The 26,016-nt window shown below is 35.1% G+C and carries 30 protein-coding genes, 1 pseudogene and 2 riboswitches; of the genes and pseudogenes, 13 read left to right on the plus strand and 18 right to left on the minus strand.

The window, feature by feature from the left end:
- Positions 1-9: 9 nt before the first annotated feature.
- Positions 10-1,269 (minus strand): extracellular solute-binding protein, encoded by a 1,260-nt coding sequence (locus BTOYO_RS06330; RefSeq protein WP_000709915.1) that lies wholly within the window; start codon positions 1,267-1,269, stop codon positions 10-12.
- 326 nt (positions 1,270-1,595) lie between these two features.
- On the opposite strand from BTOYO_RS06330, the gene BTOYO_RS06335 reads away from it, so the two are divergent.
- The gene (locus tag BTOYO_RS06335; RefSeq protein WP_000910466.1) at positions 1,596-3,356 is read left to right on the plus strand and encodes an alpha-glycosidase; all 1,761 of its coding nucleotides are present in this window, start codon (positions 1,596-1,598) and stop codon (positions 3,354-3,356) included.
- A gap of 39 nt (positions 3,357-3,395) precedes the next feature.
- Here the strand turns inward: BTOYO_RS06335 and malL are convergent, their stop codons facing one another.
- Positions 3,396-5,072 carry an oligo-1,6-glucosidase gene (gene malL / locus BTOYO_RS06340; RefSeq protein ID WP_000415167.1) on the minus strand — a complete coding sequence of 559 codons (1,677 nt, stop codon included), beginning with the start codon at positions 5,070-5,072 and terminating at the stop codon, positions 3,396-3,398.
- A gap of 264 nt (positions 5,073-5,336) precedes the next feature.
- Between malL and BTOYO_RS06345 the strand changes: the two genes are divergently transcribed.
- Positions 5,337-6,437, plus strand: a complete 1,101-nt coding sequence (locus tag BTOYO_RS06345) for an ABC transporter ATP-binding protein (protein ID WP_023441031.1) — start codon at positions 5,337-5,339, stop codon at positions 6,435-6,437.
- A gap of 64 nt (positions 6,438-6,501) precedes the next feature.
- On the opposite strand, the gene BTOYO_RS06350 is transcribed toward BTOYO_RS06345, so the two are convergent.
- The 3 genes from BTOYO_RS06350 to BTOYO_RS06360 all read right to left on the minus strand — a co-directional run bounded on the left by BTOYO_RS06350 (position 6,502) and on the right by BTOYO_RS06360 (position 7,786).
- Entirely contained in the window at positions 6,502-7,011 is a 510-nt protein-coding gene (locus BTOYO_RS06350) for an SDR family NAD(P)-dependent oxidoreductase (RefSeq protein ID WP_000218407.1), read from the minus strand.
- A 64-nt stretch (positions 7,012-7,075) separates the two neighbouring features.
- Complete coding sequence (locus BTOYO_RS06355) at positions 7,076-7,174, minus strand: hypothetical protein (protein ID WP_000145639.1); 99 nt, start codon at positions 7,172-7,174, stop codon at positions 7,076-7,078.
- Positions 7,175-7,330: 156 nt separating this feature from the next.
- Positions 7,331-7,786: an RDD family protein gene (locus tag BTOYO_RS06360; RefSeq protein ID WP_000769093.1), complete on the minus strand. Its 456-nt coding sequence runs from the start codon at positions 7,784-7,786 to the stop codon at positions 7,331-7,333.
- 131 nt (positions 7,787-7,917) lie between these two features.
- Here BTOYO_RS06360 and BTOYO_RS06365 point away from each other — a divergent pair, with 131 nt between their 5' ends.
- Entirely contained in the window at positions 7,918-8,349 is a 432-nt protein-coding gene (locus BTOYO_RS06365; RefSeq protein ID WP_000758796.1) for a DUF3997 domain-containing protein, read from the plus strand.
- Between the two features lie 46 nt (positions 8,350-8,395).
- On the opposite strand, the gene BTOYO_RS06370 is transcribed toward BTOYO_RS06365, so the two are convergent.
- A complete protein-coding gene (locus tag BTOYO_RS06370; protein ID WP_000973887.1) occupies positions 8,396-9,160 on the minus strand; it encodes a hypothetical protein in 765 nt (254 codons plus the stop codon).
- A 36-nt stretch (positions 9,161-9,196) separates the two neighbouring features.
- Positions 9,197-9,925 (minus strand): DUF4184 family protein, encoded by a 729-nt coding sequence (locus BTOYO_RS06375; protein WP_001116885.1) that lies wholly within the window; start codon positions 9,923-9,925, stop codon positions 9,197-9,199.
- A gap of 116 nt (positions 9,926-10,041) precedes the next feature.
- On the opposite strand from BTOYO_RS06375, the pseudogene BTOYO_RS28220 reads away from it, so the two are divergent.
- Positions 10,042-10,286, plus strand: a pseudogene (locus tag BTOYO_RS28220) (hypothetical protein).
- Between the two features lie 10 nt (positions 10,287-10,296).
- On the plus strand, positions 10,297-11,049 hold the full coding sequence (locus BTOYO_RS06385; protein ID WP_000567990.1) for an AAA family ATPase: 753 nt from the start codon (positions 10,297-10,299) through the stop codon (positions 11,047-11,049).
- A gap of 28 nt (positions 11,050-11,077) precedes the next feature.
- Here BTOYO_RS06385 and BTOYO_RS06390 read toward each other — a convergent pair whose 3' ends face one another.
- The 3 genes from BTOYO_RS06390 to BTOYO_RS06400 form a co-directional block, all read right to left on the minus strand.
- Positions 11,078-12,253, minus strand: coding sequence for an acetyl-CoA C-acetyltransferase (locus tag BTOYO_RS06390; protein ID WP_000552062.1), 1,176 nt, complete (start codon positions 12,251-12,253; stop codon positions 11,078-11,080).
- Positions 12,254-12,392: 139 nt separating this feature from the next.
- Complete coding sequence (locus BTOYO_RS06395) at positions 12,393-12,842, minus strand: NUDIX hydrolase (RefSeq protein WP_000540531.1); 450 nt, start codon at positions 12,840-12,842, stop codon at positions 12,393-12,395.
- A 107-nt stretch (positions 12,843-12,949) separates the two neighbouring features.
- Entirely contained in the window at positions 12,950-13,243 is a 294-nt protein-coding gene (locus BTOYO_RS06400) for a DUF3928 family protein (protein WP_000288323.1), read from the minus strand.
- A 177-nt stretch (positions 13,244-13,420) separates the two neighbouring features.
- Here BTOYO_RS06400 and BTOYO_RS06405 point away from each other — a divergent pair, with 177 nt between their 5' ends.
- A complete protein-coding gene (locus tag BTOYO_RS06405; protein WP_000371628.1) occupies positions 13,421-14,038 on the plus strand; it encodes an ImmA/IrrE family metallo-endopeptidase in 618 nt (205 codons plus the stop codon).
- A 29-nt stretch (positions 14,039-14,067) separates the two neighbouring features.
- Here the strand turns inward: BTOYO_RS06405 and BTOYO_RS06410 are convergent, their stop codons facing one another.
- Genes BTOYO_RS06410 through BTOYO_RS06425 form a run of 4 tightly spaced genes read right to left on the minus strand, consistent with a single transcriptional unit; the run spans position 14,068 to position 16,275 of the window.
- Positions 14,068-14,352: a hypothetical protein gene (locus tag BTOYO_RS06410; RefSeq protein WP_001190630.1), complete on the minus strand. Its 285-nt coding sequence runs from the start codon at positions 14,350-14,352 to the stop codon at positions 14,068-14,070.
- Positions 14,353-14,403: 51 nt separating this feature from the next.
- Positions 14,404-15,165, minus strand: a complete 762-nt coding sequence (locus BTOYO_RS06415; protein ID WP_000868628.1) for a DUF1129 domain-containing protein — start codon at positions 15,163-15,165, stop codon at positions 14,404-14,406.
- 13 nt (positions 15,166-15,178) lie between these two features.
- The gene (locus tag BTOYO_RS06420; protein WP_000952880.1) at positions 15,179-15,946 is read right to left on the minus strand and encodes a DUF1129 domain-containing protein; all 768 of its coding nucleotides are present in this window, start codon (positions 15,944-15,946) and stop codon (positions 15,179-15,181) included.
- Complete coding sequence (locus BTOYO_RS06425; protein WP_000107973.1) at positions 15,946-16,275, minus strand: PadR family transcriptional regulator; 330 nt, start codon at positions 16,273-16,275, stop codon at positions 15,946-15,948. Before BTOYO_RS06425 ends, BTOYO_RS06420 begins: the two co-directional genes overlap by 1 nt.
- Before the next feature lie 133 nt (positions 16,276-16,408).
- Here BTOYO_RS06425 and BTOYO_RS06430 point away from each other — a divergent pair, with 133 nt between their 5' ends.
- Positions 16,409-17,185, plus strand: a complete 777-nt coding sequence (locus BTOYO_RS06430; protein WP_000258447.1) for a 3-hydroxybutyrate dehydrogenase — start codon at positions 16,409-16,411, stop codon at positions 17,183-17,185.
- Between the two features lie 118 nt (positions 17,186-17,303).
- On the opposite strand, the gene BTOYO_RS06435 is transcribed toward BTOYO_RS06430, so the two are convergent.
- The 4 genes from BTOYO_RS06435 to BTOYO_RS06450 all read right to left on the minus strand — a co-directional run bounded on the left by BTOYO_RS06435 (position 17,304) and on the right by BTOYO_RS06450 (position 20,938).
- Positions 17,304-17,465, minus strand: coding sequence for a YvrJ family protein (locus BTOYO_RS06435; protein WP_000393323.1), 162 nt, complete (start codon positions 17,463-17,465; stop codon positions 17,304-17,306).
- 66 nt (positions 17,466-17,531) lie between these two features.
- Entirely contained in the window at positions 17,532-18,593 is a 1,062-nt protein-coding gene (mtnA, locus tag BTOYO_RS06440; RefSeq protein ID WP_000103030.1) for an S-methyl-5-thioribose-1-phosphate isomerase, read from the minus strand.
- Positions 18,590-19,771 carry an S-methyl-5-thioribose kinase gene (gene mtnK / locus BTOYO_RS06445; RefSeq protein WP_000542698.1) on the minus strand — a complete coding sequence of 394 codons (1,182 nt, stop codon included), beginning with the start codon at positions 19,769-19,771 and terminating at the stop codon, positions 18,590-18,592. Before mtnK ends, mtnA begins: the two co-directional genes overlap by 4 nt.
- Before the next feature lie 90 nt (positions 19,772-19,861).
- Positions 19,862-20,002: riboswitch (SAM riboswitch) on the minus strand.
- Positions 20,003-20,074: 72 nt separating this feature from the next.
- A complete protein-coding gene (locus BTOYO_RS06450) occupies positions 20,075-20,938 on the minus strand; it encodes a carbon-nitrogen family hydrolase (RefSeq protein ID WP_002093326.1) in 864 nt (287 codons plus the stop codon).
- 14 nt (positions 20,939-20,952) lie between these two features.
- Between BTOYO_RS06450 and BTOYO_RS06455 the strand changes: the two genes are divergently transcribed.
- From BTOYO_RS06455 to BTOYO_RS06480, 6 genes are all read left to right on the plus strand, one after another.
- The gene (locus BTOYO_RS06455) at positions 20,953-22,143 is read left to right on the plus strand and encodes a pyridoxal phosphate-dependent aminotransferase (RefSeq protein WP_000765541.1); all 1,191 of its coding nucleotides are present in this window, start codon (positions 20,953-20,955) and stop codon (positions 22,141-22,143) included.
- A 52-nt stretch (positions 22,144-22,195) separates the two neighbouring features.
- Positions 22,196-22,301, plus strand: a riboswitch (SAM riboswitch).
- A 64-nt stretch (positions 22,302-22,365) separates the two neighbouring features.
- The gene (mtnW, locus tag BTOYO_RS06460) at positions 22,366-23,610 is read left to right on the plus strand and encodes a 2,3-diketo-5-methylthiopentyl-1-phosphate enolase (protein ID WP_000014211.1); all 1,245 of its coding nucleotides are present in this window, start codon (positions 22,366-22,368) and stop codon (positions 23,608-23,610) included.
- Positions 23,607-24,266, plus strand: coding sequence for a 2-hydroxy-3-keto-5-methylthiopentenyl-1-phosphate phosphatase (locus BTOYO_RS06465; RefSeq protein WP_000027454.1), 660 nt, complete (start codon positions 23,607-23,609; stop codon positions 24,264-24,266). Before mtnW ends, BTOYO_RS06465 begins: the two co-directional genes overlap by 4 nt.
- Positions 24,263-24,901, plus strand: a complete 639-nt coding sequence (locus BTOYO_RS06470; protein WP_000811318.1) for a methylthioribulose 1-phosphate dehydratase — start codon at positions 24,263-24,265, stop codon at positions 24,899-24,901. The genes BTOYO_RS06465 and BTOYO_RS06470 overlap by 4 nt, the downstream gene beginning before the upstream one ends.
- Complete coding sequence (locus tag BTOYO_RS06475) at positions 24,879-25,391, plus strand: 1,2-dihydroxy-3-keto-5-methylthiopentene dioxygenase (protein ID WP_000057312.1); 513 nt, start codon at positions 24,879-24,881, stop codon at positions 25,389-25,391. Before BTOYO_RS06470 ends, BTOYO_RS06475 begins: the two co-directional genes overlap by 23 nt.
- Positions 25,392-25,698: 307 nt before the next feature.
- Positions 25,699-25,974, plus strand: a complete 276-nt coding sequence (locus BTOYO_RS06480) for a hypothetical protein (protein ID WP_000054650.1) — start codon at positions 25,699-25,701, stop codon at positions 25,972-25,974.
- Positions 25,975-26,016: the final 42 nt, after the last annotated feature.

The raw sequence follows: 26,016 nt of genomic DNA on the forward strand, positions 1-26,016 counted from the left end.
AACTTCACCTTATTTTTTCTTGTTATGATTTGCCTCAATATTACCTTTAATTTGCTTCACTGCACTATCAAGAGCTGCTTTTGGCGCCTCTTTATCTGTAACAACTAATTGAAGGGCATCTCCAGCTGGTTTCCATACTTCTTGCATTTCTGGAATGTTTGGCATTGGAATTCCATTTTCTGATTGCGTTGCAACCGCTTTTGCAGCTTCGTTATCTTTAATAATCGGATCTTCCATTACTGATTTTACTGGCGGAATTTCTTTCGTTTTCTCAAATCTAATTTTCGCGTTTTCTTCATTCGTTACCCATTCAGTGAATTTAGTAGCTAAATCATTTTGTTTAGAGAAGCTTGTTACATGCCATCCTTTTACCCCAACGAACGTTTTCATCGGTTGACCATTTGGTAATTTTGGCATTGGAGCAACACCATAATCAATTCCGTTCTTTTCCATCGCTTGGAACGCCCATGGTCCGTTCATGATAGAAGCTGCTTTTCCTTCATTAAATAATCCATCAGCAGCAGGTCCACCAGATTCACCGATAATACCTTTCGGGAATAGTTTTTCTTTGTACCATTTCTGAAGATATTCAGCACCTTGTACAGCACCACTATTATTTAACCCAACATCACTTGCATTTGGTTTTCCATCTTTTTCACCAAACACATAACCACCCATACCTGCCATGAATGCATTAGCAAAGTAGAAATTATCTCCTAATGTTAAAAATCCGTACTTGCCATCCTTTGTAAAATCTTTTGAGAAGTTAAACAATTCGTCCATTGTTTCTGGTGCTTTTTGCATAAACTTTTTATTGTAAATAAAGACTGGTGTTTCAATCGCTTTTGGTAAGCCATATAGTTTCCCGTTATATGTCTGTGCTTCTATTGATAAATCAGTAAACTTACTCTTAACAGCATCATCTGCTTTCACTTCAGAAAGTAAGCCCTCTGTTACTGCATTTCCGATTTGATCGTGTGGCAATGTTACAACATCCGGTCCAGTCCCCGCTGGTCCATCAAGACGTAACTTCTTCACTTGATCTGTCATTTGCATTTCAACAACTTTTACTTTTACTTTATATTTTTCCTCAAAGCTTTTCACTGCTGGTTCTAAACCAACGCCTTTTTTATCATCTTCCCAAACGAGAAGGTCATAGTCTTTCTTCGCTTTACTTTCCTCTTTTTTCCCTGAATCTTTCGGCCCACATGCAGATAACATACCAATTGATAATGCCGAAACCGTTAATAATGATAATGCTTTCTTCATCCCCAAAAACCTCCCTAAATTGTCTATGTACCTCACTAATTGAAAACGTTTGCATTTGAAAGTTTAATAGAAGCGCAAACCTTATCTCAAATCTATGAAAACGTTTGCGCTATTTGTCTATCATTATACATTCTTTTATTCATTTTGCAAATATTAATTTTAAAAATAATGTCATTATGCTCTTTATACATTGACTTTATATGAAATGAATACTACTCTTATAAGCAATATTAAAGCTAATAGAAAGGCAATCGTTTGCAATACAGGCTTTATTATTACATTTAAGGGAATAATATGTATAGAGATATTAAAGGGGGATTTTCTATATGCTTAAAGAAGCCGTTTACCATAGGCCGAAAGATAATTATGCATACGCTTACGATGAAAAAACAATTCACATCCGAATACGTACTAAGAGAAACGATGTTCAAATCGCCACTCTTATTTATGGTGACCCTTACGAATGGACAGATGGAAAATGGATTACGTCAAATACGCCGATGAACAAAACTGGTTCTACTGCATTATTTGATTATTGGTCCATTTCAATCGAACCAAAATTTAAGCGCTTACGTTATGGATTCGAATTAAAAACTGAGACAGAAACTCTTATTTATGCAGAACGAGGCTTTTTCTCAAACATTCCAGATGACGATGTCGGTAACTTTTTCTGCTTTCCATTCATTCATACAAAAGACGTTTTCATGGCACCACCTTGGATTAAGGACACAGTATGGTATCAAATCTTCCCAGAACGATTCGCTAACGGGGACAGCACATTAAATCCAGCAAACACCCTCCCTTGGGGAAGTACCGAACCAACTCCAACTAATTTTTTCGGAGGAGATTTTGCTGGTATTATTCAAAACCTTGATTACCTTGTTAAACTTGGGATTTCCGGAATATACTTCACACCTATTTTTAAAGCTCATTCAAACCATAAATATGACACTATTGACTACATGGAAATCGATCCGCAATTCGGGACGAAAGAAACTTTCAAAGAACTTGTTGGGGCATGTCATAAACACGGTATAAAAGTAATGCTCGATGCTGTGTTTAATCATAGTGGCTACTTTTTCGATAAATTCCAGGACGTACTAGAACATGGTGAAAAGTCAGCATATAAAGAGTGGTTCCACATTCATGAATTCCCAATTATAACCGAGCCACTTCCTAATTATGATACTTTCGCATTTACACCGTATATGCCTAAATTAAATACTGCACACCCAGATGTAAAAGAATATTTACTTGAAGTAGGGCGTTATTGGGTAAGAGAATTCAATATAGACGGTTGGCGCCTTGATGTAGCAAATGAAGTTGACCACTGCTTTTGGAGAGAATTCCGAAGTGAGATAAAGGCGTTAAATCCTGAAATATATATTTTAGGAGAAATTTGGCACGACGCCCTCCCATGGCTACACGGAGATCAATTTGATGCTGTCATGAGCTATCCTGTTACAAATGCTCTACTTTCTTACTTTGCTAACAATTCCATTAAAGCAAGTGAATTCATGAAACAAATTACAGAATCCCTACATTCCTACTCTATGAATATAAATGAAGCCGCATTTCATTTATTAGACAGCCATGATACACCAAGAATATTAACAACATGTAACGGAGATAAAAATAAGTTAAAGTTACTCTATGTATTCCATCTTTCTTACATCGGCTCTCCTTGTATTTATTATGGAGACGAAATCGGTATGGATGGCGGCATGGACCCGGATTGCCGCAAATGTATGATTTGGGATACAAAAGAACAAGACCATGTATTATTTACACATATACAAACATTACTTTCATTACGAAAACAATATAAAGCATTTGGAGGACATGGTACATTCCAATTCATCGAAGCAAATGATGAACATAATTACATTTCTTATACGAAAACATATGGAGATGAAACTATCTTTTTCGTTTTAAATCCTACTAACGATGAAATTACAGCTTCACTCCCTATCCATATTACAAGGAAGAAAATAGTCAATATATATACAAACGAAGAATTTTCAGCAGAAGCAAGTGTATTACAAGTTACACTTCCACCGCACGGATTCTCAATATTAAAATGGTAATAGAAAAAGCCTTATGCCGCTCGGACATAAGGCTTTTTCTTATTTCAATTTATACACCATTGCTTCATATGGACGCAATGTAACGTTTTCCATTAATCCATTTTCCGAGTCATAATTGTGTATTAACAGTTCTGATTCACTATAAACAATATTCTCAGGCAATTCAAATACACATTGATCCGCAGTGAAGTTTGCAATCACAAGTAGCTTTTCTTCTCCATATGTTCTTACATAAGCAAAAATAGAAGGGCTATTATCTAGTATTAAATCATACGATCCATACACAACTATTTCATTATTTTTGCGTAACTCAATTAATTTCTTATAGTAATAAAAAATTGATCCTTCGTCTTGGATTGCTTGTTTCACATTAATCTCTTTGTAATTAGGGTTTACCGTAATCCAAGGTTCACCCGTTGTAAATCCAGCGTGATACTGATCATCCCACTGCATCGGAGTTCTAGCATTATCACGACCTTTTATATAAATAGATTCCATGACTTTTTCTTTATCTTCACCACGGTCTATCACTTTTTCTTTATACATATTTAGCGTTTCAATATCTCGATATTCATCAATTGATTCGAATCGAACGTTAGTCATTCCGATTTCTTCTCCTTGATAAATATATGGTGTTCCTTTCATCATATGAAGCACCGTCGCTAACATTTTCGCAGATTCAGTACGATACATCCCATCATTACCAAAACGAGATACAACGCGTGGCTGATCATGGTTATTCCAATACAGGCTATTCCATCCTGTATGCTCTAATGCTTTTTGCCACTTTGTTAAATTCTGTTTTAAAGTAAGAAGTGGACATGGTTTTACATCCCATTTTCCGCCTTCTCCTGAATCTAAATCCATATGTTCAAATTGAAATACCATTTGTAGTTCTTTTCTAGCTTCTCCTGTATACAATTTAGCTTCTTCTGTCGTTACACCAGGCATTTCACCAACCGTCATAATATCATAATGAGACAATACTTCTTCATTCATTTCATGCAAATATTTATGAATGTTTGGACCGTTCATAAAATGCTTATGACCTGAAACATACCCCTCTTCTTCTGTTTCAACAGTCGGTAAACCTTCTTCTTTAGAAATAAAATTGATAACATCCATGCGGAATCCATCAATTCCTTTTTCTAACCAAAACTTCATCATTTCATAAACATCTTGTCTTACCTGTTCATTATCCCAATTTAAATCCGGCTGTTTTTTAGAAAACAGATGTAAATAATACTCATCTGTCATTTCATCATATTGCCATGCAGATCCACTAAAAGCTGCTCCCCAGTTATTCGGCTCTTTCCCTTCTTTTCCAGAACGCCATATATAGTAATCTCTATATTTATTATCTGTTGATTTACGTGATTCAATAAACCAATTATGTTCATCAGAAGTATGATTAACAACTAAATCCATCATAAGTTTCATATTACGTTCATGCATTTCATGTAATAGCTCATCCCAATCTTCCATTGTTCCGAACTCGTTCATAATTTTACAATAATCACTTATATCATAACCATTATCATCATTTGGAGATTCATAGACTGGCGATAACCAAATTACATCAATCCCTAATTCTTTTAAGTAATCTAGCTTTGAAATAATACCACGAAGATCCCCTATACCATCACCATTACTATCCAAAAAGCTACGAGGATAAATTTGATATACTACACTTTCTTTCCACCATTGTTTTTCCATTATGCTACCCCATTTCATTAGTAATTCATTCTTCTCTTTCTCCCAAGGCGCAAACGTTTTCACTAATGAATGATAACAGATTCTATCTTAATTTAAAATAGCGCTTACAATTTTTATCCTTCTTTTTCTAGGAAAACATATGAAAACTACTACATATCACTCGAATAAATGAAAACGTTTTATTTTTTATTTATTTTTTGAATCTATTCGTTTATAATAAATTCAAAGAAAACGTTTGCATAATTTTTTCTAGGGGGAAATACCATGGCAGAACTGAAATTAGAAAACATTTATAAAATATATGATAATAACGTAACCGCTGTAACAGATTTTAATTTACACATTCAAGATAAAGAGTTTATCGTATTTGTTGGTCCTTCTGGATGCGGAAAATCTACAACATTACGAATGGTAGCTGGACTTGAAGATATTTCAAAAGGAGAATTTTCAATTGATGGTAAGCTAATGAATGATGTTCCTCCAAAAGATCGTGATATCGCAATGGTTTTCCAAAACTATGCTCTTTATCCACATATGAGTGTATATGATAATATGGCATTTGGATTAAAGCTTCGAAAAATACCAAAAGATGAAATCGATCGTCGTGTGAAAGATGCCGCACGAATTTTAGGGCTTGAACAATATTTAGATAGAAAACCAAAAGCGTTATCAGGTGGACAACGCCAACGTGTTGCGTTAGGTAGAGCAATCGTTCGAGACGCGAAAGTTTTCTTAATGGATGAACCATTATCAAACTTAGATGCAAAACTCCGTGTTGCAATGCGCTCAGAAATTTCTAAGTTACACCATCGCCTTGGAACAACGACAATTTATGTAACACATGATCAAACAGAAGCAATGACAATGGCTTCCCGTCTTGTTGTTATGAAGGACGGAAAGATTCAACAAATTGGAACTCCAAAAGAAGTATATGAACCACCTGAAAACATTTTTGTTGGCGGATTTATTGGCTCTCCAGCTATGAATTTCTTCCGTGGTACATTAACTGAAACTGATTTCGTTATAGATAATTCATTGAAAATCAAAGTATCTGAAGGAAAAATGAAATTATTACGTGAACAAGGTTATGTAAATAAGGAAATCGTTTTAGGAATTCGTCCTGAAGATATTCATGATGAACTACTATTTTTAGAGGCTTCACAATCTACTACTTTCACATCAAAAATTGAAGTTGCTGAGTTGTTAGGTGCTGAATCCATTTTATATATGAAACTTGGAAATCAAGATTTTGCAGCACGTGTTGATGCAAGACATATATTCTCACCTGGAGACCAAATTAAATTAGCATTTGATTTAAATAAAGCGCATTTCTTTGATAGCCAAACCGAACAACGTATTCGCTAAAAAAATTTTCTTGTATATAACATACAAAAAAACCGTCCACATACATTGAGGGCGGTTTTCATTATTATACTAGGGCTTCTACTGTATGAAATGATTGTCCTTTCGTGCTAATAATACCGAAAATCGGTAAGTCACTAAGCACCACTTCTTCTTGCTGTTTCATAAAAGATGACGTTAATTGTTTTATCTCTATCCAAACGTCATTAATACAAAGTACATTGGAATCGTTCTCTTGTTGGCGAGAAAAAATAGAATCTATTTTATATAAACCAGCATTTTGAAAAAGCATATCAATGCGACTGAATGCATTCAAAGTAATACTGATAACACGTTGCCAATCTCCTTGTTTTTCCATATCATAGGATACAAAAAGGGCTTCTCCGCCTAGATTCGTAATTTCCTCCACTGTTGCTTGTCCACTATCTTGATCAATGTCCGTCACAATTACTTTTGCGCCTTGTTTAGCCAACAAAAGAGCTGTATTACGTCCAATACCGATGCCACCGCCAGTTACGATAGCAACTTTTCCTGCAAGCTTCATTTTCATTACCCCTTCTATAAGTCTTACCGTCATTCAGTATACTCCTTTATAAGATTAGTCTGCAAGCAAGAAAAGTTACTCTTTTATTTGTAAGCGATTACTTTTTTACTCCTTCTTTTTTCTTACTATTACACTGATCGAAAACGAGACCAACGAAAATTAAAATCCCCCAAAAGATTATGCTACCTCCCGTCATTACAACTTCCCCCTTCATTATATAAAGATATTATTTTCATTTATTATACCATTTTCTTAATTTTCAATCTATCGAAAAAGGACTTTCTACTTCGAAAAATATCCTTCCATAATAAAAAACTATCCTTTTTATGTACAAGCATAAAAAGGTTTTTTATTATACTAGATTCATCACTTTTGTCTTTGTAATTAAATCATGAAAACCGCAATTATCTTTGCGGAACAACATCATATATACGTTGCATATTAACGGAATTCCAAGTAACAACATGTTCGGTAATAACAATACAAAAAATCGTAAAGTTAATGTTTGCAACGTTAATTTTTCACTCGTCAATGAAATCAATTTTGTTCTCGTTATTTTTTTCCCAAGTGTAACACCGTTCCAAATAAAAGGTAACAAAATAAAATATAGAACCATTAATATGAAAACTACTGCGAGATCATATCTATAGTCACCGAAACTTATATTAAACCGATTAAAAATAGCACTATAGTTTCCGGTCATAACAGCTACTACTGCACCATACATAACCGAGATTAAAAACATGTCAATTAGGGAAGCACCTATGCGATTCATTACAAGCGCTGGACGATGCATCTTCAACTTCATTTTATGTCGACTCCTTCGTATCCTTCTTTACCCGTTACATCGTACCACTTCTAAAAAACATTGTAAACTGGCGTTTCTCTTACTTTTCTTGTACAATGTGTTACAACAGCATTGTAAAGGAGGTTCCCATATTGAAAAAATGGATAATCCTATTCGTCGCCGTCCTATTAACTGCTTGTACAGGAAATACAAACCATGTATCTTATACGATTAACGATGAATACGAACTCATACGTACTTCTGGAAATGCATTTGAACTGTTCCCTACGCAAGATGCTGTATATGCCACACAATACATCCCTGCCAAAATTACAGACATCGCTTGGGATGATAAATACATTATTGTAAAACAAACAGAGGAAAAGTCAGATCCAAATAACCCTGACGCAGCAATTGCAAATAAAAAAAGTGAACATTATTGGATTATTGACGTAAAGCACAATAAACGTTTCGGTCCCTATAATGAAAAACAATTTAATGAACAAAAAGATGCGTTTAAAATTAAAGTGCCTTTTCAAAATGTAGATTCATACATAAAAGAAATAAAAAAACAGTCAGCATAATATATAGAATGCTGACTGTTTTTCCTTATATCATTTTAAAAACATATTACTCAGAAAGTGAAATGTTAAAACTTTGTGATTCTTTAACAGTTTCTTGTGTTTCTGTGTCTCCTGCCATTAAATCATCCGTTGTAAATTTAATATCCTTTACCTTTTCTTTTCCATCATCAAGTATTAAACCGATAATTCCATCTCTTGTTTCACCAGGCTTATAATCTTCTCTTGATACATTTTTCGTACCAACGAGCGTATCTTCATCATATAAAAAGTTTTGAGTCGCTACTTTAAAATGTTGCTTATCATTAATCGTAACATCATTCATAGAGAAAAATTGCATATTTTTATTCCCGCTATTTTCCACCTTATATGTAATTTCAACGTAACGAATCGTATCACTAATCTCTGTTCCACTTAGCGATGCATATAATTCAGCATCTTCTTGACTTACCTTATCGCCCAATCTACGCTTTACTTCGTCAGGAGTTAATGCCGTATATGCTTTTAATGTATTTTTTGCGTCTTCACTCATTTGTGATAAAGAGATTACTTTCACATCTTGTACATGAATTTTCATTGGTGCTACTTCAAATGTTTGATTCACAGAATGTATCTGCTCTAACTTGAAAGTACCCCATCCTGTTTCTTTCACTTTTTGCCCAATTTTTTTTAGCTCACGCCCACCATATTCTTTTGTTTCAGGAATAGATTCTTTCTTCTTCGGTTCAGCTTTCTTTTCTTCTTGATGGAAGCAACCACTTAACATAAGAAGAAAACTACATAAAACAAAAATACTTTTCCATGCTTTCATCATTTAATTTCTCCTAACACTATCATTCATTAAAATAAATTAGTCCCTAGTCTTGTAAACTATAGAAACAATAAGAAGTCCACAAAACGAACTTGTCAGTCCAGATACTATTATACCCCCTATTTGGAAAATATGAAAATAGGGATTTACGAACGCGTGAACGATAAATATAATAGTTGCCACAATGATTGCCGAAACCCAATACTTCCTTTTTTCTGAAGCTATAATAATATCTTTCCCTGTTTCATCTTTATACTTCCATAGTACGTGTAATAGTAATAATAAACCAACACATGTACTCCCATGTTGCATATATTTATACACCGGAATACTATGTAATTCTCTTTGTAACAATGGTATTTCCATAACGAAGTAGCCTGTATTATGAGTAAACGCATCCCAAACAACATGCGTGAGCATACCAAATAAAGCAGAATAGCAAAATACAAAGAAATCCTTCCATGTATGAAGTCCCCACCTCTCATCTACTGCATATGTATAGTAGCCAGCAAATGGTTTAGCTAAATGTGTTATAAACGGCTTTTTTAAAATGTAATGATATATGTATGCTAATAGAAAGACAAGAGGTAAATTTAAATATAAGAACCCAAGCCACGTATGTCCAATCACGCCATACGGTCTAAAGTGTAAAAAATATTCAAAGTCAGGTGCCATACTACCTAATATAAGAGCCGTTACTGAAATATAATTAACCTGCTTTTTAGAAAAAGGGAGAACAGCTGCTGGATGCGCAAATGTAAACGGCATATTTTAACTCCTTTTCATATTTCCAATAGAATATCATCTATCATAACGAGAGAATTGACCTTCATGCAATGTTTATTTTCACATTGGAATATGATAGTTTCCATGTTATAATCCTCATGAAATATTCAGAAAATAAAATGGGAGTTCTCATGTCATTAACACTTTTCTTTTTTCTATGGAAGAACTTAAAAATTATAAAATATACGCCTGCTCTCGTTGGCTTTATAAGCGTTCTTTCCATTTTTATATTGCAGAGAATGACGTTCGGCTGGGAAAATCTCGGTTTTGGCGCACTTTATTAGCAAGTCGTCTTACACTTGTATTTTTTGCTTTTTTTAAATCAAAATCCGTTATGAATTGAGGTTTATATATTGATTGACGTACCCTTTTTAAAAAGTGTCACATTAAAAAAAGAAGATATCCCTAGCTTTTCCGCATATCCTTACTGTTTACCCGCTATTCGAACATTACAATCGCTCCTTTTCCATCCAAATGTAACATTCATTATTGGAGAAAACGGAACAGGTAAATCAACACTACTTGAAGCAATTGCAATTGCTTTAGGTTTTAATGCTGAAGGTGGAACGAAGAATTTCCGTTTTAGCACAAATAATTCACATTCATCTTTACATGAATATCTTCGAATTTCAAAAAGTTTTAATACACCAAGCGATGGTTTCTTTCTTCGCGCTGAATCATTTTATAACGTCGCTTCTTATATCGATGAAATGGATGCTGATCCAGAAGCACGCGGAAATCCAGTTATTGACTCATATGGTGGTATCTCACTACACAAACAATCACATGGCGAATCATTTTTCTCCTTATTTATGAACCGTTTTTCAGGACAAGGTTTATACATTTTAGATGAGCCTGAGGCAGCTTTATCCCCGATGAGACAACTTTCCATGCTCATTCGAATGCACGAACTAGCTGAACAAGGTTCACAATTTGTTATTGCCACGCATTCCCCTATATTAATGGCTTATCCTGAATCTACTATATATTCTTTAACACAAGAGGGGATTCACGAATCATCTTTAGAAGAAACGGAGCATTATCAAACGACGAAACTTTTCTTTGAAAATCGCGATCGATTATTCCATCATCTATTTGAGTCGTAAAAAAGAAGCAGCAAACGCTGCTTCTTTTTTATAACGCTTCTATAAATAAGGCAACCCCGATACCGCCACCGACGCATAAAGAGGCAATTCCTTTTTCTAATCCACGTCTTTTTAATTCATGAATTAAACTTACAGTGATACGAGCTCCTGTACAACCGATTGGGTGTCCAAGTCCTACACCACTACCGTTTACATTCACTTTTTCACGGTCTAAACCTAATTCTTTCTCTACAGCTAGGTATTGCGCAGCGAAAGCTTCATTAATTTCAAGTAAATCTGCATCTTCTAATGACCAATCTACTTTTTCTAATCCTTTACGAATTGCTGGTGCTGGTCCAATTCCCATAATTTTAGGATCTACTCCAGCTACTGAATAGCCAACAATTCTAGCTAACGGTTGTAAGCCTTTTTCTTTCGCTTTTTCTTCACTCATTAATACTAGAACTGCACTTCCGTCATTAAGACCAGATGCATTCCCTGCCGTTACAGATCCATCTTTACGGAAAGCTGGTTTTAATCCAGCTAATTTTTCCGCTGTAATATCTGCACGCGGATGTTCATCCTTAGAAAATACAATTTCTTTTCTACGCTCTTTTATTGTAATAGGAACAATTTGATCGTCAAAGTATCCAGACTCGATTGCTTGTAGTGCCAATGTATGACTGCGAAGCGCAACTTCATCTTGTTCCTCTCTTGTAATTTCATATTGTTCAACTAAATTTTCCGCTGTTTCACCCATCATAATATGATGAATCGGATCTTCTAGCACTTCCCACACCGTATCACGAATTTCTCCGTGCTGTAGACGTTGTCCCCAGCGGTGCTGTTTCAATGCATAAGGGCTCGAACTCATCGCTTCTACTCCACCTGCAATAACAACATCACTCACACCTAATTGAATTTGCATTGCAGCTGACATAATTGCTTGCATACCTGAAGAACATTGGCGTTGGATTGTATAGCCCGTAACTGTGTCAGGAAATCCTGCCGCTAATGCAGCCGTTCTCGCCGTATTTGCTTCATCAGTTCTTTGAATACAATGACCTAAAATTACTTCATCAACTTCATGTGGTTCTACCCCGCCTCGTTTTACAGCTTCCTGAAGTACAGGAACAGCTAATTCTACTGGTGTTATATTTTTTAGTGCTCCTCCGAAAGTTCCAATTGGTGAACGAACTGCAGCTGTAATGACAACATTATGCATTTTGTACTTGCCCCTCTCTTATGTACCCTAGTCAGTTTTTAGGTGAAATTCCATAAGATGTATATCTAAAACTATCATACTATAAACATACTAAAAAATCAAAATATTTAATATAATAAAAATAGAAGGAATTAACCTTCTATTCTGTTAATGCGTATAGGAATTTTTGTAAAATCTTCTCTGTTGTTTTATTCAAATTCGGTAACTTATCTACCGGAAAATATTGAAGCTGTAATCCTTCATGATCAAGCTTAACTTCCCCACTCACATGATGCCCCTGATACAGATGAATGACATTAAAAATTTCATCTCCATTTGGATATTGGAAGTACACTTCTTTTCCCGAAAGAACCCCGATAAATTGCATAATTTTCGCGTTTAGTCCCGTCTCTTCAAATAGTTCTCTGCGAGCAGTTTCTTCTGTCGTTTCTCCTAGCTCCATCGCTCCGCCAGGTACACCCCAATCATATGTGTCTGAACGATATTGAAGCAATACTTCTTGCCTATCATTTAATATAATAATTGCTGATCCTACTAAAATAAGTGGCCTTGTACCAACGACTTTACGTAACTCTTCAATATACCCCAATATGTAAACTCTCCTTTCCTCACCCTCCCTTATCATAACAAAATTTTTCTCATTTTGTTGATGTAAATTTCAAGAAAAAAAGGAAGCTTTCGCTCCCTTTTTTCACTTTATTTCTTAAAACTTTCATATTTTACAGCTTCAAAAGCTTCTTCAATTTCATCATTACGATAATGAACGTATGTAAAACGCCCCAATTCTACTAATCTTGCTATTTCTTGTAACGCTTTATGTTGATCATATGTTTCCCCCAGCTTAATATGTACGTAAAACTTCATTAATGGATGTTCATATACAGGTTCTCCCACCTCTACATATACATCTTCAACCCCTTGCACAACTTTTACATAACTCGCAAATTGATAAAGAGCTTCTCTGTCTGAAACGATTTTTAATGTATACATATATTCTCCCCCTTTCCTTTACTATATCAAAAAGATGACCATACTACGTTATAGAACTATGAAATTTTTTCGACTTGTAGTCTATATATTCATGTAATAAACAAGGCGTTTATCCATACATAGCACCTTTTTCTCACATATATTATAGGAAGAATTTTTTCATTTGAGGTGTTCCCTATGGATCCATACGTCAATATATGTATTTGCATTACGCCAGGCGCCAACATTTCTGAAGACCGTATCGCAAAAGATTTAGCAGTCGCAGAATCAATTTGGCACCCCATTACATTTCAAATTCAAGAAGTAATTGTATTAAATGAGCTTTTTCGTTTTTCAGACCGTGAAATTAGTTATAAAAATTCTATTCAAAGTCAGGAAAAATTAGCAGCCTTTTTCCAAACGTGTGTAAATGAAGCTCCAGAATGTGATCTTTATATTTGTTATATTGGCAGTGATTATTTTAAAGAAACAGCAGTAATTGCCTGTGCTTACTCTTTAGCTAAACAACAACAACTTACTGGTTATATCGTTTTAACAAATTCAGCCGCTCCTATGAAAAATATATATACGCTCGCTCACGAAATTGGCCATATTTTATTCACAAGGCGCGTTCACGGAAAACTTACACATGCAGATCCTCATTCTCCAACTGGCTCGGAACACCACCCTTCTCCATCAAATCTGATGTACCCTATAGTCCCCCGCCCAGAAAACGTCCATATTCATTCCTTATTAACAAACGAACAAAAAGAACTCTCTTTACAAAGCTCTTTATTACAAAGAAAAAAACAGTAACAATCTTATTACTGTTTAAAACAACTTATTTAATCAACAAACCAAGTCCCGGCTGCTAGAAATAAAAATAGACAACTAAACGTAAATGTAATCCCTCTAAAAATCCCTATATAATATTTCTTTGGAAATAATTTTTTGCATATCCAGAGCAGCCTTTTTCCTATTAACCCGAAGAACAAAATATATCCTGATGTGTCATCTAATAAAGTATCAAAATAGTTATCATGTACCTTTTTCGAAAAGGTAGTATATAGCCCGAAAATTGTTAAACCTAGAAATATAATAGATAATATACCTAGAAATATACTTTGCATATTTGTTCCCCTCTCAATAAAATATTCCGTTCGCTCAATATCAGTAAAACACTAGTTTACAGTTTTTTGCTCTTCATTTTTTAAAGACCATCGCATTAATACATATAAACTTCCATACAGAAGTAAAGGCTCTAGTATTCCCCAATATGGGTTTTGCTTTCCTAATTCTTTAAATACAAACATAATTAATAGCGGTATAATAACAACTAGCATTCCAATCCATCCAAGTATGTACGCTTCCCCAATTAACAATACTAATAAGACAATTCCAGCTAGTATGTAACTTTGTATAGTAGTTAATTGCAATACAGGTGTCCCATACCATTTATTCATAAACATTAATAATACTAGTAATAAAATTGGTAGCAAAGCTGCTACATAAATAATGCTAAATTCTTTTATTTTGCTTTTAAATGATGACATCTTAAAAGCAAAAATAATACCCACAATAGTAATCATTAAAACAATTGGGTATCCAATCAATTGTACATTCGTTAATGTAAATTCATGATTCGGACTTTCAAATAAAATATTTGTAACTAACCAGTATCCACCAATACCAATAATCATTCCTAAAATACTTTTTATACTCCCGCTTTTATCCTTCTCCATCTCTTTCACCAATTCTTCTGCATACTCTTTTGGTGAATCACCAAATATATCACTTACCGTCTTCCCCTTTTTTTCACCTTCTATTAAATGAAGTTCTGCATCTTCTAGAAAAGCGTCCACATCTTCTTCTTTAATCCCTTTTGTTATTAAATATACTTTCGTATCGATTAAAAACTCTTCTCCTTCTTTAGAAACCTTCATTATAACCCCTCCCTTAATTAACCGTTTCTCTTCTATTCGTCTTCATCATAATTTCAACGAAAATTAAAATAAATAAACTTCCGTATAAACATATAATCTGAAATAACATTGGCATGAGATCTTCTGATGTAAATGCTTGAAATACTAACATAATAGAAAGAGGAATAATTAAATATAAGTTTTTAAACCATCCTTCAAAATACATGTTTATAGCTACTGTCATGATAAAGATCCCACCAGCTAACATATAACTTTGCATTTGGGTGAATGTAACCATCTTTGTAGGATATATTACATCTAATATCGTAACAACTCCTAATAAAAACATTGGAGCAATCATGACTAAAGACCACATAGAAAACCACGTTTTTGTAAAGCTTGTTACAAAGGTCATTTTACGAAGCAAAAAATTAGGGCCTAACACAGCTAACATTAATGTGAAACTATAACCAATGCACTGAATAAGTGAAATTTGTAACTTTCCGTTATTCACTATTAAAATAGAAGCAATAATCCAAAATGCTACGATATTCATTACTGTAAAACCAATTTGCTTCCACGTTTCCTGTCTATCTCTTTCCATCACTTTTACAAGTTCATTAGCATATTCTTTCGGCGAACTTCCAAAAATTTCTTCTACACTTTTCCCGTCACTCTCACCTTCTATTAAATGCAACTCTGCATCTTCTAAAAAGCTTTCCATATCGCTTTCTTTCACACTCTTTGCGGTCAAAAACAATCTCATATCTAACAAAAACTTTTGTGCTTCACTTGATAGCATTATTTTCTTCCCTTCCCTTCAAGTAGACGTTCTACACTACTTTGCATCGCTTCCCAGCGACCCATAAATTCATCCAGTTCATCTTCTCCCTTTTCTGTTAACGTATAATACTTCCTTTTTGGACCAGATGGAGATTCCTTCATTACACTTGATATTAGCCCCTCTTTTTGCATCCGTATTAACAACGGATAAATACTTCCCTCACTCGCCATTGTAAAACCATACTTCGCTAGCTTTTCACTCATTTCATAACCGTATATTTCACCTTCAGAAATAATAGCAAGTAAGCATCCTTCTAAAATCCCTTTCAGCATTTGACTTGTCGACATAATTGAAATCCTCCCACTATCTTGTTTTACAAGATAGCTAACGGATTTTTTCCAAATGTTTGCAGGAATTTCGTAGTTCCCCCTCTAAATAGAGCAATGAGGGAACTTTTATTATGAAGGAGTGTTTTTCATCATGGTTACAAATCGAGTTGTCTTTTTAACAGGTGCTGCGAGTGGTATTGGTTATGAAATGGGGAATACCTTTGCAAAAGAAGGCGCAAAAGTTGTTATTACTGATCGCCTTGAAGATCGTGCGAAAGAAGCTGCTGAGCAATTACAAAAAGAAGGCTTTCAAGCTATCGGTTTACAATGTGACGTTACATCTGAAGAAGAAATTACAGTAGCGCTTTCTCAAACAGTTAGTCATTTCGGTTCATTAGACGTATTAATTAACAATGCAGGAATGCAACATGTTTCACCGATTGAAGATTTTCCAACTGAGAAATTCGAGCTTCTTATTAAAATTATGCAAATCGCTCCATTTATCGCCATCAAACACGCTTTTCCTATTATGAAAAAACAAAAATACGGCCGGATTATTAACGTCGCTTCTATTAATGGCCTTGTCGGATTCGCCGGAAAAGCTGCCTACAATAGCGCAAAACATGGCGTAATTGGACTGACAAAAGTTGCCGCATTAGAAGGTGCTACCCATGGAATTACTGTTAATGCACTTTGCCCTGGTTATGTCGATACCCCTCTTGTACGTAATCAACTACAAGACTTAGCTACTACACGAAATGTACCGCTTGAAAATGTTTTAGAAGATGTCATTTATCCACTTGTACCACAAAAACGTTTATTACAAGTACAAGAAATTGCTGATTATGCTATGTTTTTAGCGAGTGAAAAAGCAAAAGGCATAACTGGTCAAGCTGTCGTTATCGATGGTGGTTATATTGCTCAATAAAGTGAAACTTTAATCAGTGGGGCTTCATCCCCCACTGATTCGTAGCCCTCACCAATCGGGCTTTTACGGGCAGTTAATGCGTGATAAAAAAATAAAGTTTGCTCACGAAGAGCAAACTTTATTTTTTATCACGAGGATCATCGTACTTTAGTAATTGCTGTGGCAGTTTCTCTATCGCAACAGTTATCCCATCTAATTTACTTTCAATCCGATGGAGTAAATATAATGTTACAACAATTGGAAAGCCTACATTACCTATCATCCCGATCCACTCTTCCATCCTTCTCTCCTCCTTTCATTATATAAATAAGGGGAAAAGGCACATTTAGGCATAAAAAACAAGCTATTATGTATTAGCTTGTTTTTCAAATAATGATGCAATTTCTCGCTCATAATCTCCACGTATAATACCTTTCTCAGTAATAATACCTGTAATTAATTCATGCGGTGTTACGTCAAATGCAGGATTATAAACATCTGTACCAATCGGTGCCACTTGTTTGCCAAAAATTTTCGTAACTTCTGTTTCATCTCTTTCTTCAATAACAATTTCGGTACCTGTTTGTTTCGTAATATCAAACGTAGATAACGGAGCTGCAACGTAAAATGGAATTTCGAAATACTTTGCTAATATAGCTAAATTCATTGTTCCGATTTTATTTGCCGTATCTCCATTTGCGACAATTCGATCTGCCCCTACGATAATTGCATCAATTTCTTTCGTACGAATTGCATGAGCTGCCGTATTATCTGTAATAAGCGTCACATCAATACCCGCTTGCTTTAACTCCCATGTCGTTAAACGGCCACCTTGTAAAACCGGTCTCGTTTCACATGCATACGCATGTAAGTGTACACCTTTTTCTTTCCCGATATAAAACGGCGCTAATGCAGTACCATACCTTGCAGTTGCAATACTTCCAGCATTACAAATTGTTAAAATGTTATCACCGTCTGTAAAGCATGTTAACGCATGTTCCCCAATACTCCGGCATACCTCTTCATCTTCCTGCTGAATGCGAAGCGCTTCTTCTTCTAATGTTTTTTGCGCTTCTTTTATTGTAATAATCTCTCGAATAGATTCTCTCATACGATCAATTGCCCAAAACAAATTCACTGCCGTCGGTCGTGATGTCCCTAAATAGTTACAATCTCTATTAAATATCTTCTGAAATTCTTCAATATGTATCGTGTTATATTTTTTTGATGCAAGCGCCAAACCAAATGCTGCTACAATTCCAATTGCGGGTGCTCCGCGTACTTCTAGCATTACAATACTTTTCCATACCTCTTCAATAGTCGTCAACGTTTTATATTCTGTACTATACGGCAACTTTGTTTGATTTAATACCGCAATTGCATCACCTTTCCAACTTACAGACCTCGGAACAGTTACAAATGTACTCATGCTTTTATGCCTCCTGAAACTGTCTGTTGAAATAATGTTCGAAACAGTTGAATATCAGCACACTTAGATTCATATTTTATTAGTTCTTTTCCTAAGTACAGCGCTTGCTTCTTAGCTTGAATTCTTCTTTCTTTATTTGCTATTTCATCTAAATCCGCTACATGAGCTAAACCAATTGTTCTACGAATCAGTTCACATCCGGCAAATCCGACGGCATCAGTAAAGATATTTTGCAAAATAATTGGTAACCATTGTTTTTCTTTCGTATATGCTTCTACCCCTTCTCCAATCCATAACTTCGTAAAAGTTTCTACAAAATAACTCCATGTCTTTTCTATATGGAAAAATAGTACACTTCTCTTTTCTTCTTCTCTCGATAAAGCATTTAATAATAGATTTGCGATAAATTGACCGATATCAAAGCCAAATGGACCGTACGTTGCAAATTCTGGATCAATCACTTTCGTTTCAGAAGGTGATGAAAAAATACTACCAGTATGTAAATCACCATGAATAAGCGCTTCTTTTCTCGTTAAAAACTTATATTTATATTGTGCTACTTTTAGTTTTAAAATTTTGTCACTCCAAAGTTCATCAATCACTGACTGTAAATCTGACTCATAATCATTCGTATCGTAATGTCCAAACGGATCCGTAAAAACTAAATCTTCTGTAATTTTACTAAGGTCTGGATTTACAAATGTACCTTCTAGCATCCTTTTCTCTTCTGACTGTAAACCGAAATCTGAAGTATAAAATAAAACATGTGCTAGAAAACGACCGATATGCTGGGATAAAAGTGGATATCCTTCTCCATCTATTAATCCTTTTCTTGTAATTGTTAGTCTTGATAAGTCTTCTATTACTGTAACTGCTAACTCTTCATCATGACTGTACACTACCGGAACATAATCTGGTACATACTTCGCAAAAATTTTTAATGCCTTGCTTTCAATCGTCGCTCTTTTTATAGACAACGGCCAGCTCTCACCAACTACTTTCGCATATGGAAGTGCTTGTTTTATTATAATTGATCTCTCTCCATCAACTAATTTGAACACGTAATTTAAATTTCCATCTCCTATTTCATGACAAACTACATTCGCCTTCTTGTCAAAATATCCATGTTCTTTCGCATATTGTACAGCTGTTACTTCTGTTAATGAATAATATCCCATCGTCTTTTCCTCCTTTTTAAATTCAGAGGTTTTTCTAACGCAGAAAAACCTCTTTCCACTAAGAAAGAGGTTTGAAGTTTATCTTCTCCCCTCTTATCTGCCAGAAATTTTACTTTCTGCTGGAATTAGCACCGTGCCTTTTGGCGTCATAAACGCCCCATTTCACAATGGTATTACGGTCGGTTGCTGGGCTTCATCGGGCCAAATCCCTCCACCTGCTCTTGATAAGAGTTATATAATTTTTTAGAATTTTTAACTTTATGTTGAAGACTATACCAAGAATAAAAATCACTTGTCAATATTTTATTTGTATAGTTCTGGACGGCGATCTGCAAAAACTGGAATTCCTTTACGTACCTCTTTAATCTTTTCGAATGTAAGTTCTCCAAATAAAATGGATTCCTCTTTATTTGCCTCTACCACGACTTCACCCCAAGGATCCACAATTAGAGAATGACCTGCAAACTCATTATTCGGATCCTTTCCTGACCTATTGCATGCAACAACATAACATTGATTTTCAACTGCTCTTGCTTGCAATAGCAAACGCCAATGTGCTAAACGAACTAATGGCCATTCTGCTACAACGAAGAAAACTTTTGCCCCTTTAGCAGTATGAACGCGCATCCATTCTGGAAAACGAATATCATAGCAAATTGTGCCAGCGCACTCGATATCATCTAGTTTAAATTCACCTGTTTTATTACCCGCCATTAAATATTTGTGTTCATCCATAAGCTGAAATAAATGTACTTTACTATATTCATTGACTAGATCTCCTTCGTTGTTTACGACATACATTGTATTGGTAACCCCTTGCTCTGTTTGCTTTGCTATAGAACCACCAACAATATGTACACCATATTGCTTCGACCATTCTTTCAACCTTTCTTTCGTTTCTAATCCATCTCTATCTGCAATTTCAGAAAGCCTCGTTAAATCATATCCTGTTGTCCATAGTTCTGGTAAGACGATAACATCTGGTCTTTCCTTCATCGCTTCGCTTATTTTGTTTTTAGCGTTCTCCATATTTTTTTCTACATCTCCAAATACAATATCCATTTGAATACATGCGACTTTCATTTTTTCAGCCCCATTCTTAATTTTCTCTTTACAAAATACTGGAAAGATTATATCATTTGTCACTAGAATTGTAACAACTTTCAAAAGAGGTGGAAAGTATGAAATTATTTCAACCTTCTGAGATAGTAACATCATTGCCAACACAATTTTTCGCTTCACTTGTTGCAAAAGTTAACAAAGTCGTTGCGGCTGGTCACGATGTTATTAATCTAGGTCAAGGTAATCCAGATCAACCAACACCGCAGCATATCGTAAAAGCTTTACAACATGCTGCAGAAAAGACCATTCATCATAAATATCCGCCATTTCGCGGACACGAAAGCTTAAAAGAAGCCGTGGCAACATTCTATCAACGTGAATATGATGTAGTAGTAAATCCCAAAACTGAAGTTGCTATTTTGTTTGGTGGAAAAGCTGGATTAGTAGAATTACCAATGTGTTTTACCAATCCTGGTGATACGATTCTCGTTCCCGATCCAGGCTATCCAGATTATTTATCCGGAGTTGCTTTAGCAAAAGCACAATTTGAAACAATGCCGCTTATTGCCGAAAATAAATTTTTACCAGATTATACAAAAATTGATGACGCTATTGCGAAACAAGCAAAGTTAATGTTTTTAAACTATCCAAACAATCCTACTGGTGCTACTGTATCAAAAGATTTCTTTGATGAAACCATTCATTTTGCTAATAAACATAATATATTAGTCGTTCACGATTTTGCTTACGGTGCGATCGGATTTGATGGTCAAAAACCGGTTAGTTTCTTGCAAGCAGACGGTGCAAAAGATATAGGAATTGAAATTTACACATTATCCAAAACTTTCAATATGGCTGGATGGCGTATTGCTTTTGCCATAGGGAATGAAAGTGTCATCGAAACAATTAACCTATTGCAAGATCATATGTATGTTAGTATTTTTGGTGCAGTTCAAGACGCTGCCCGCGAAGCGCTATTAAGTTCACAATCTTGCGTCGTAGATCTTGTAAATAGTTACGAATCTCGAAGAAATGCTCTTATTTCAGCTTGTCACTCTATCGGTTGGAATGTAGACATCCCAACCGGATCCTTCTTTGCATGGCTTCCTGTACCAGAAGGCTATACATCTGAGCAATTTTCTGATATTTTGCTAGAAAAAGCACACGTTGCAGTTGCTCCTGGTGTTGGATTTGGTGAACACGGTGAAGGATACGTCCGCGTTGGTCTCTTGCACACAGAAGAACGATTACGAGAAGCAATTAATCGAATTGATAAATTAAATTTTTTCAAAAAGTCGTTGACAACATGAAAAATATCTGACAAAATTCAGTTATCTTAAAAATTTAAACATTTCTAAATACTTCTTATCAAGAGCAGGTGGAGGGACGAGCCCGACGAAACCCGGCAACCGATCTACAATTGTAGACACGGTGCTAATTCTCGCAGCATTACGCTGACAGATAAGGAGCTGGTTGTAAAAAAACCTCTCCTTAGCTGAGAGGTTTTTTTATTTAACTAGGAGGTTATAACAATGAGCGGAATTATAGCGACGTATTTAATCCATGACGATTCACTTAACTTAGACAAAAAGGCTGAACAAATTGCACTCGGTTTAACAATTGGCTCTTGGACTCATTTGCCACATTTATTACAAGAACAATTAAAACAACATAAAGGCAACGTCATTCATATTGAGGAATTAGATGAACAAGAACATATCAATTCGTATCTACGCAAAAAAGTAAAACGTGGGATTATTAAAATCGAATACCCATTATTAAATTTCAGTCCAGATTTACCAGCGATTTTAACAACTACATTCGGAAAGTTATCACTTGATGGCGAAGTGAAATTAATTGACTTAACGTTTTCAGACGAATTAAAAAAGCACTTTCCTGGTCCAAAATTCGGTATAGACGGTATTCGAAATCGTGTACAAGTGTATAACCGTCCCCTTTTAATGAGCATTTTCAAAGGAATGATTGGACGAAATATTGGATACTTAAAAACTCAATTACGCGATCAAGCAATTGGTGGTGTGGATATCGTAAAAGATGATGAAATTTTATTCGAGAACTCCTTAACACCACTTGCGAAGCGAATTGTATCTGGAAAAGAAGTTTTACAATCCGTATATGAAACATACGGCCATAAAACATTATATGCCGTAAATTTAACAGGGCGAACTTTCGACTTAAAAGAAAATGCGAAACGCGCAGTGCAGGCTGGTGCTGATATTCTATTATTTAATGTATTTGCTTACGGACTAGATGTACTACAATCACTGGCAGAAGATGATGAAATCCCAGTTCCTATTATGGCACACCCTGCTGTAAGTGGTGCTTATTCAGCATCCAAGCTATATGGGGTCTCATCTCCATTATTACTTGGAAAGCTACTACGTTATGCTGGTGCTGATTTTTCTTTATTCCCGTCTCCATACGGAAGTGTTGCGTTAGAAAAGGAAGAGGCTTTCAACATTTCAAACTATCTAACTGAAGACGATGCGTTTTTCAAGAAAAGTTTCTCTGTCCCATCTGCTGGCATTCATCCTGGTTTCGTTCCCTTTATTCTACGAGACTTCGGTAAAGATGTTGTTATTAATGCGGGCGGCGGCATACATGGGCATCCGTATGGGGCGCAAGGTGGTGGAAAGGCTTTCCGCACTGCAATTGATGCTACTTTGCAAGGTAATCTACTCCATGAAGTAGATGACATAAATTTGCATAGCGCACTACAAATATGGGGAAATCCCTCTTATGAGGTGAAATTATGAGTATTCAAGTATTTTGTGATTTCGATGGTACGATTACAAATAACGATAACATTATGTCGATTATGGAAAAATTCGCACCACCAGAAGCAGAAGAAATAAAGCAAAGAATTTTATCACAAGAGCTTTCTATTCAAGAAGGTGTTTCTCAATTATTTCAATTGCTACCTACTAATTTGCATGATGATATAATTCAATTTTTAAAAGAAACTGCCGAAATTCGTAGTGGCTTTCGTGAATTTATACAATTTGTAAATGAAAATAATATTTCTTTTTACGTTGTATCAGGTGGAATGGATTTCTTCGTCTATCCACTCTTACAAGGAATCATTCCAAAAGAGCAAATTTACTGTAATGAAACAGACTTTTCAAATGAATACATTACAGTTAAGTGGCCTAACCCTTGTGATCATTACTGTCAAAATCATTGTGGATTATGTAAATCATCTTTAATCCGCAAATTAAGTGATACAAATAATTTCCATATTGTAATCGGAGATTCTATTACTGATTTACAAGCTGCGAAACAAGCAGATAAAGTATTCGCTCGCGATTTCCTTATTACAAAGTGTAAAGAAAATCATATTGTTTATACACCGTTTGAAACATTTCACGATGTTCAAGCTGAATTAAAACATTTGTTGGAGGTGAAATCATGAAACAACTGTTTCGTCAATGGTATGACTTAAGCGAGATTAAAAAAGAATTAACAACTCGAAATTGGTTTCCAGCAACAAGTGGCAATATTTCTATAAAAGTTAGTCATGAGCCGCTTACTTTCCTTATTACAGCAAGCGGTAAAGATAAAACAAAAACCACTCCAGATGATTTTCTATTAGTAGATCATGCAGGAGTTCCTGTTTTAGAGACTGAATTACGCCCTTCAGCAGAAACAATATTGCATACACATATTTATAACAATACGAATGCCGGGTGCGTACTTCATGTTCATACAACGGATAACAATGTCATCACAAATTTGTATAGCGATACAGTCACCCTTCAAAATCAAGAAATCATTAAAGCTCTTGATATTTGGGAGGAAGGTGCAACAATTCACATTCCTATTATCGAAAACCATGCTCATATCCCAACACTTGGGGAGAACTTCCGAAAACATATACAAGGAGATTCGGGAGCAGTATTAATTCGAAATCACGGCATCACTGTATGGGGCCGTGATAGCTTTGATGCAAAGAAAAGATTAGAAGCTTATGAGTTTTTATTCCAATTTCATATAAAACTATTATCAATTCAAGGAGGCGTTTCTAATGGCGCAAATTCGTATTCATGAAGTAAATACTCGCATTGAGAATGAAGTGGAAGTATCAAAATTTCTACAAGAGGAAGGCGTTTTATATGAGAAATGGAATATTTCTAAACTTCCTACTCATTTAAATGAAAATTATTCGTTAACAGATGATAACAAAGCTGAAATATTAACTGTTTTTTCAAAAGAAATCGCTGATGTTTCAGCACGCCGAGGTTATAAAGCGCATGATGTAATTTCACTTTCAAGTAGCACACCTAACCTTGACGAATTATTAATTAATTTCCAAAAAGAACACCATCATACTGATGATGAAGTTCGCTTTATTGTCAGTGGCCATGGCATCTTTGCTATTGAAGGCAAAGATGGAAAATTCTTTGACGTTGAACTTGAGCCAGGCGACCTAATCTCTGTTCCTGAAAATGCAAGACATTATTTTACTTTGCAGGATGATCGTCAAGTTGTAGCTATTCGTATTTTTGTTACAACTGAAGGCTGGGTTCCAATCTATTAAGGTAGCTAGTTGAATAAAAGGACTTGGACCCCCTTTTCCAACCTTTTATTCACTCTACATATATACATCCTCCTATGGAACAGGCTTATTTCAAAAAATGAAATAGGCCTGATTTTTTATTTATTCAAAGCATCTTTCCTCTTCTTCCAAGAAACAATCTATCCACTCGATTTTTCAAGTGTATTTCTCAACCCTTTTTGAACATTTGTTGAACTTTTTTTGATTTTTTTCTGAAAATTCTGTTTTATATATGATATACTACAACTAATAAGAAGGAAAATAATATTGCAAACAGAGGGGGATAATCATGAGTTTACTTATCGCACTTATACTAGGAGTTTTATGCGGAGCTATTCCTGTTATTTTAGGAGCTATTATGGAAGAGTTAGAAGTTGGTGTTTTAGGTTTTGTCGCCTCTTGTGTAAGCGCTTTATTTTTTGGTTTATACGGCGCTATTCCTGTTGCTATTCTGTGCGCATTTTATATATTACGCTACGCTCGCTCAAAACAATTTGGCGCTAACCACATGGCGCAAGTTATCCCGTTCCCGGTTGAACGGTGCCGTCGAGCTTCTAGCTTATAATTATAAAAATGAAATATATTTACCTAAATAAATAAAAGTCCT

This window comes from Bacillus toyonensis BCT-7112 (assembly GCF_000496285.1).
GTDB lineage: Bacteria > Bacillota > Bacilli > Bacillales > Bacillaceae_G > Bacillus_A > Bacillus_A toyonensis.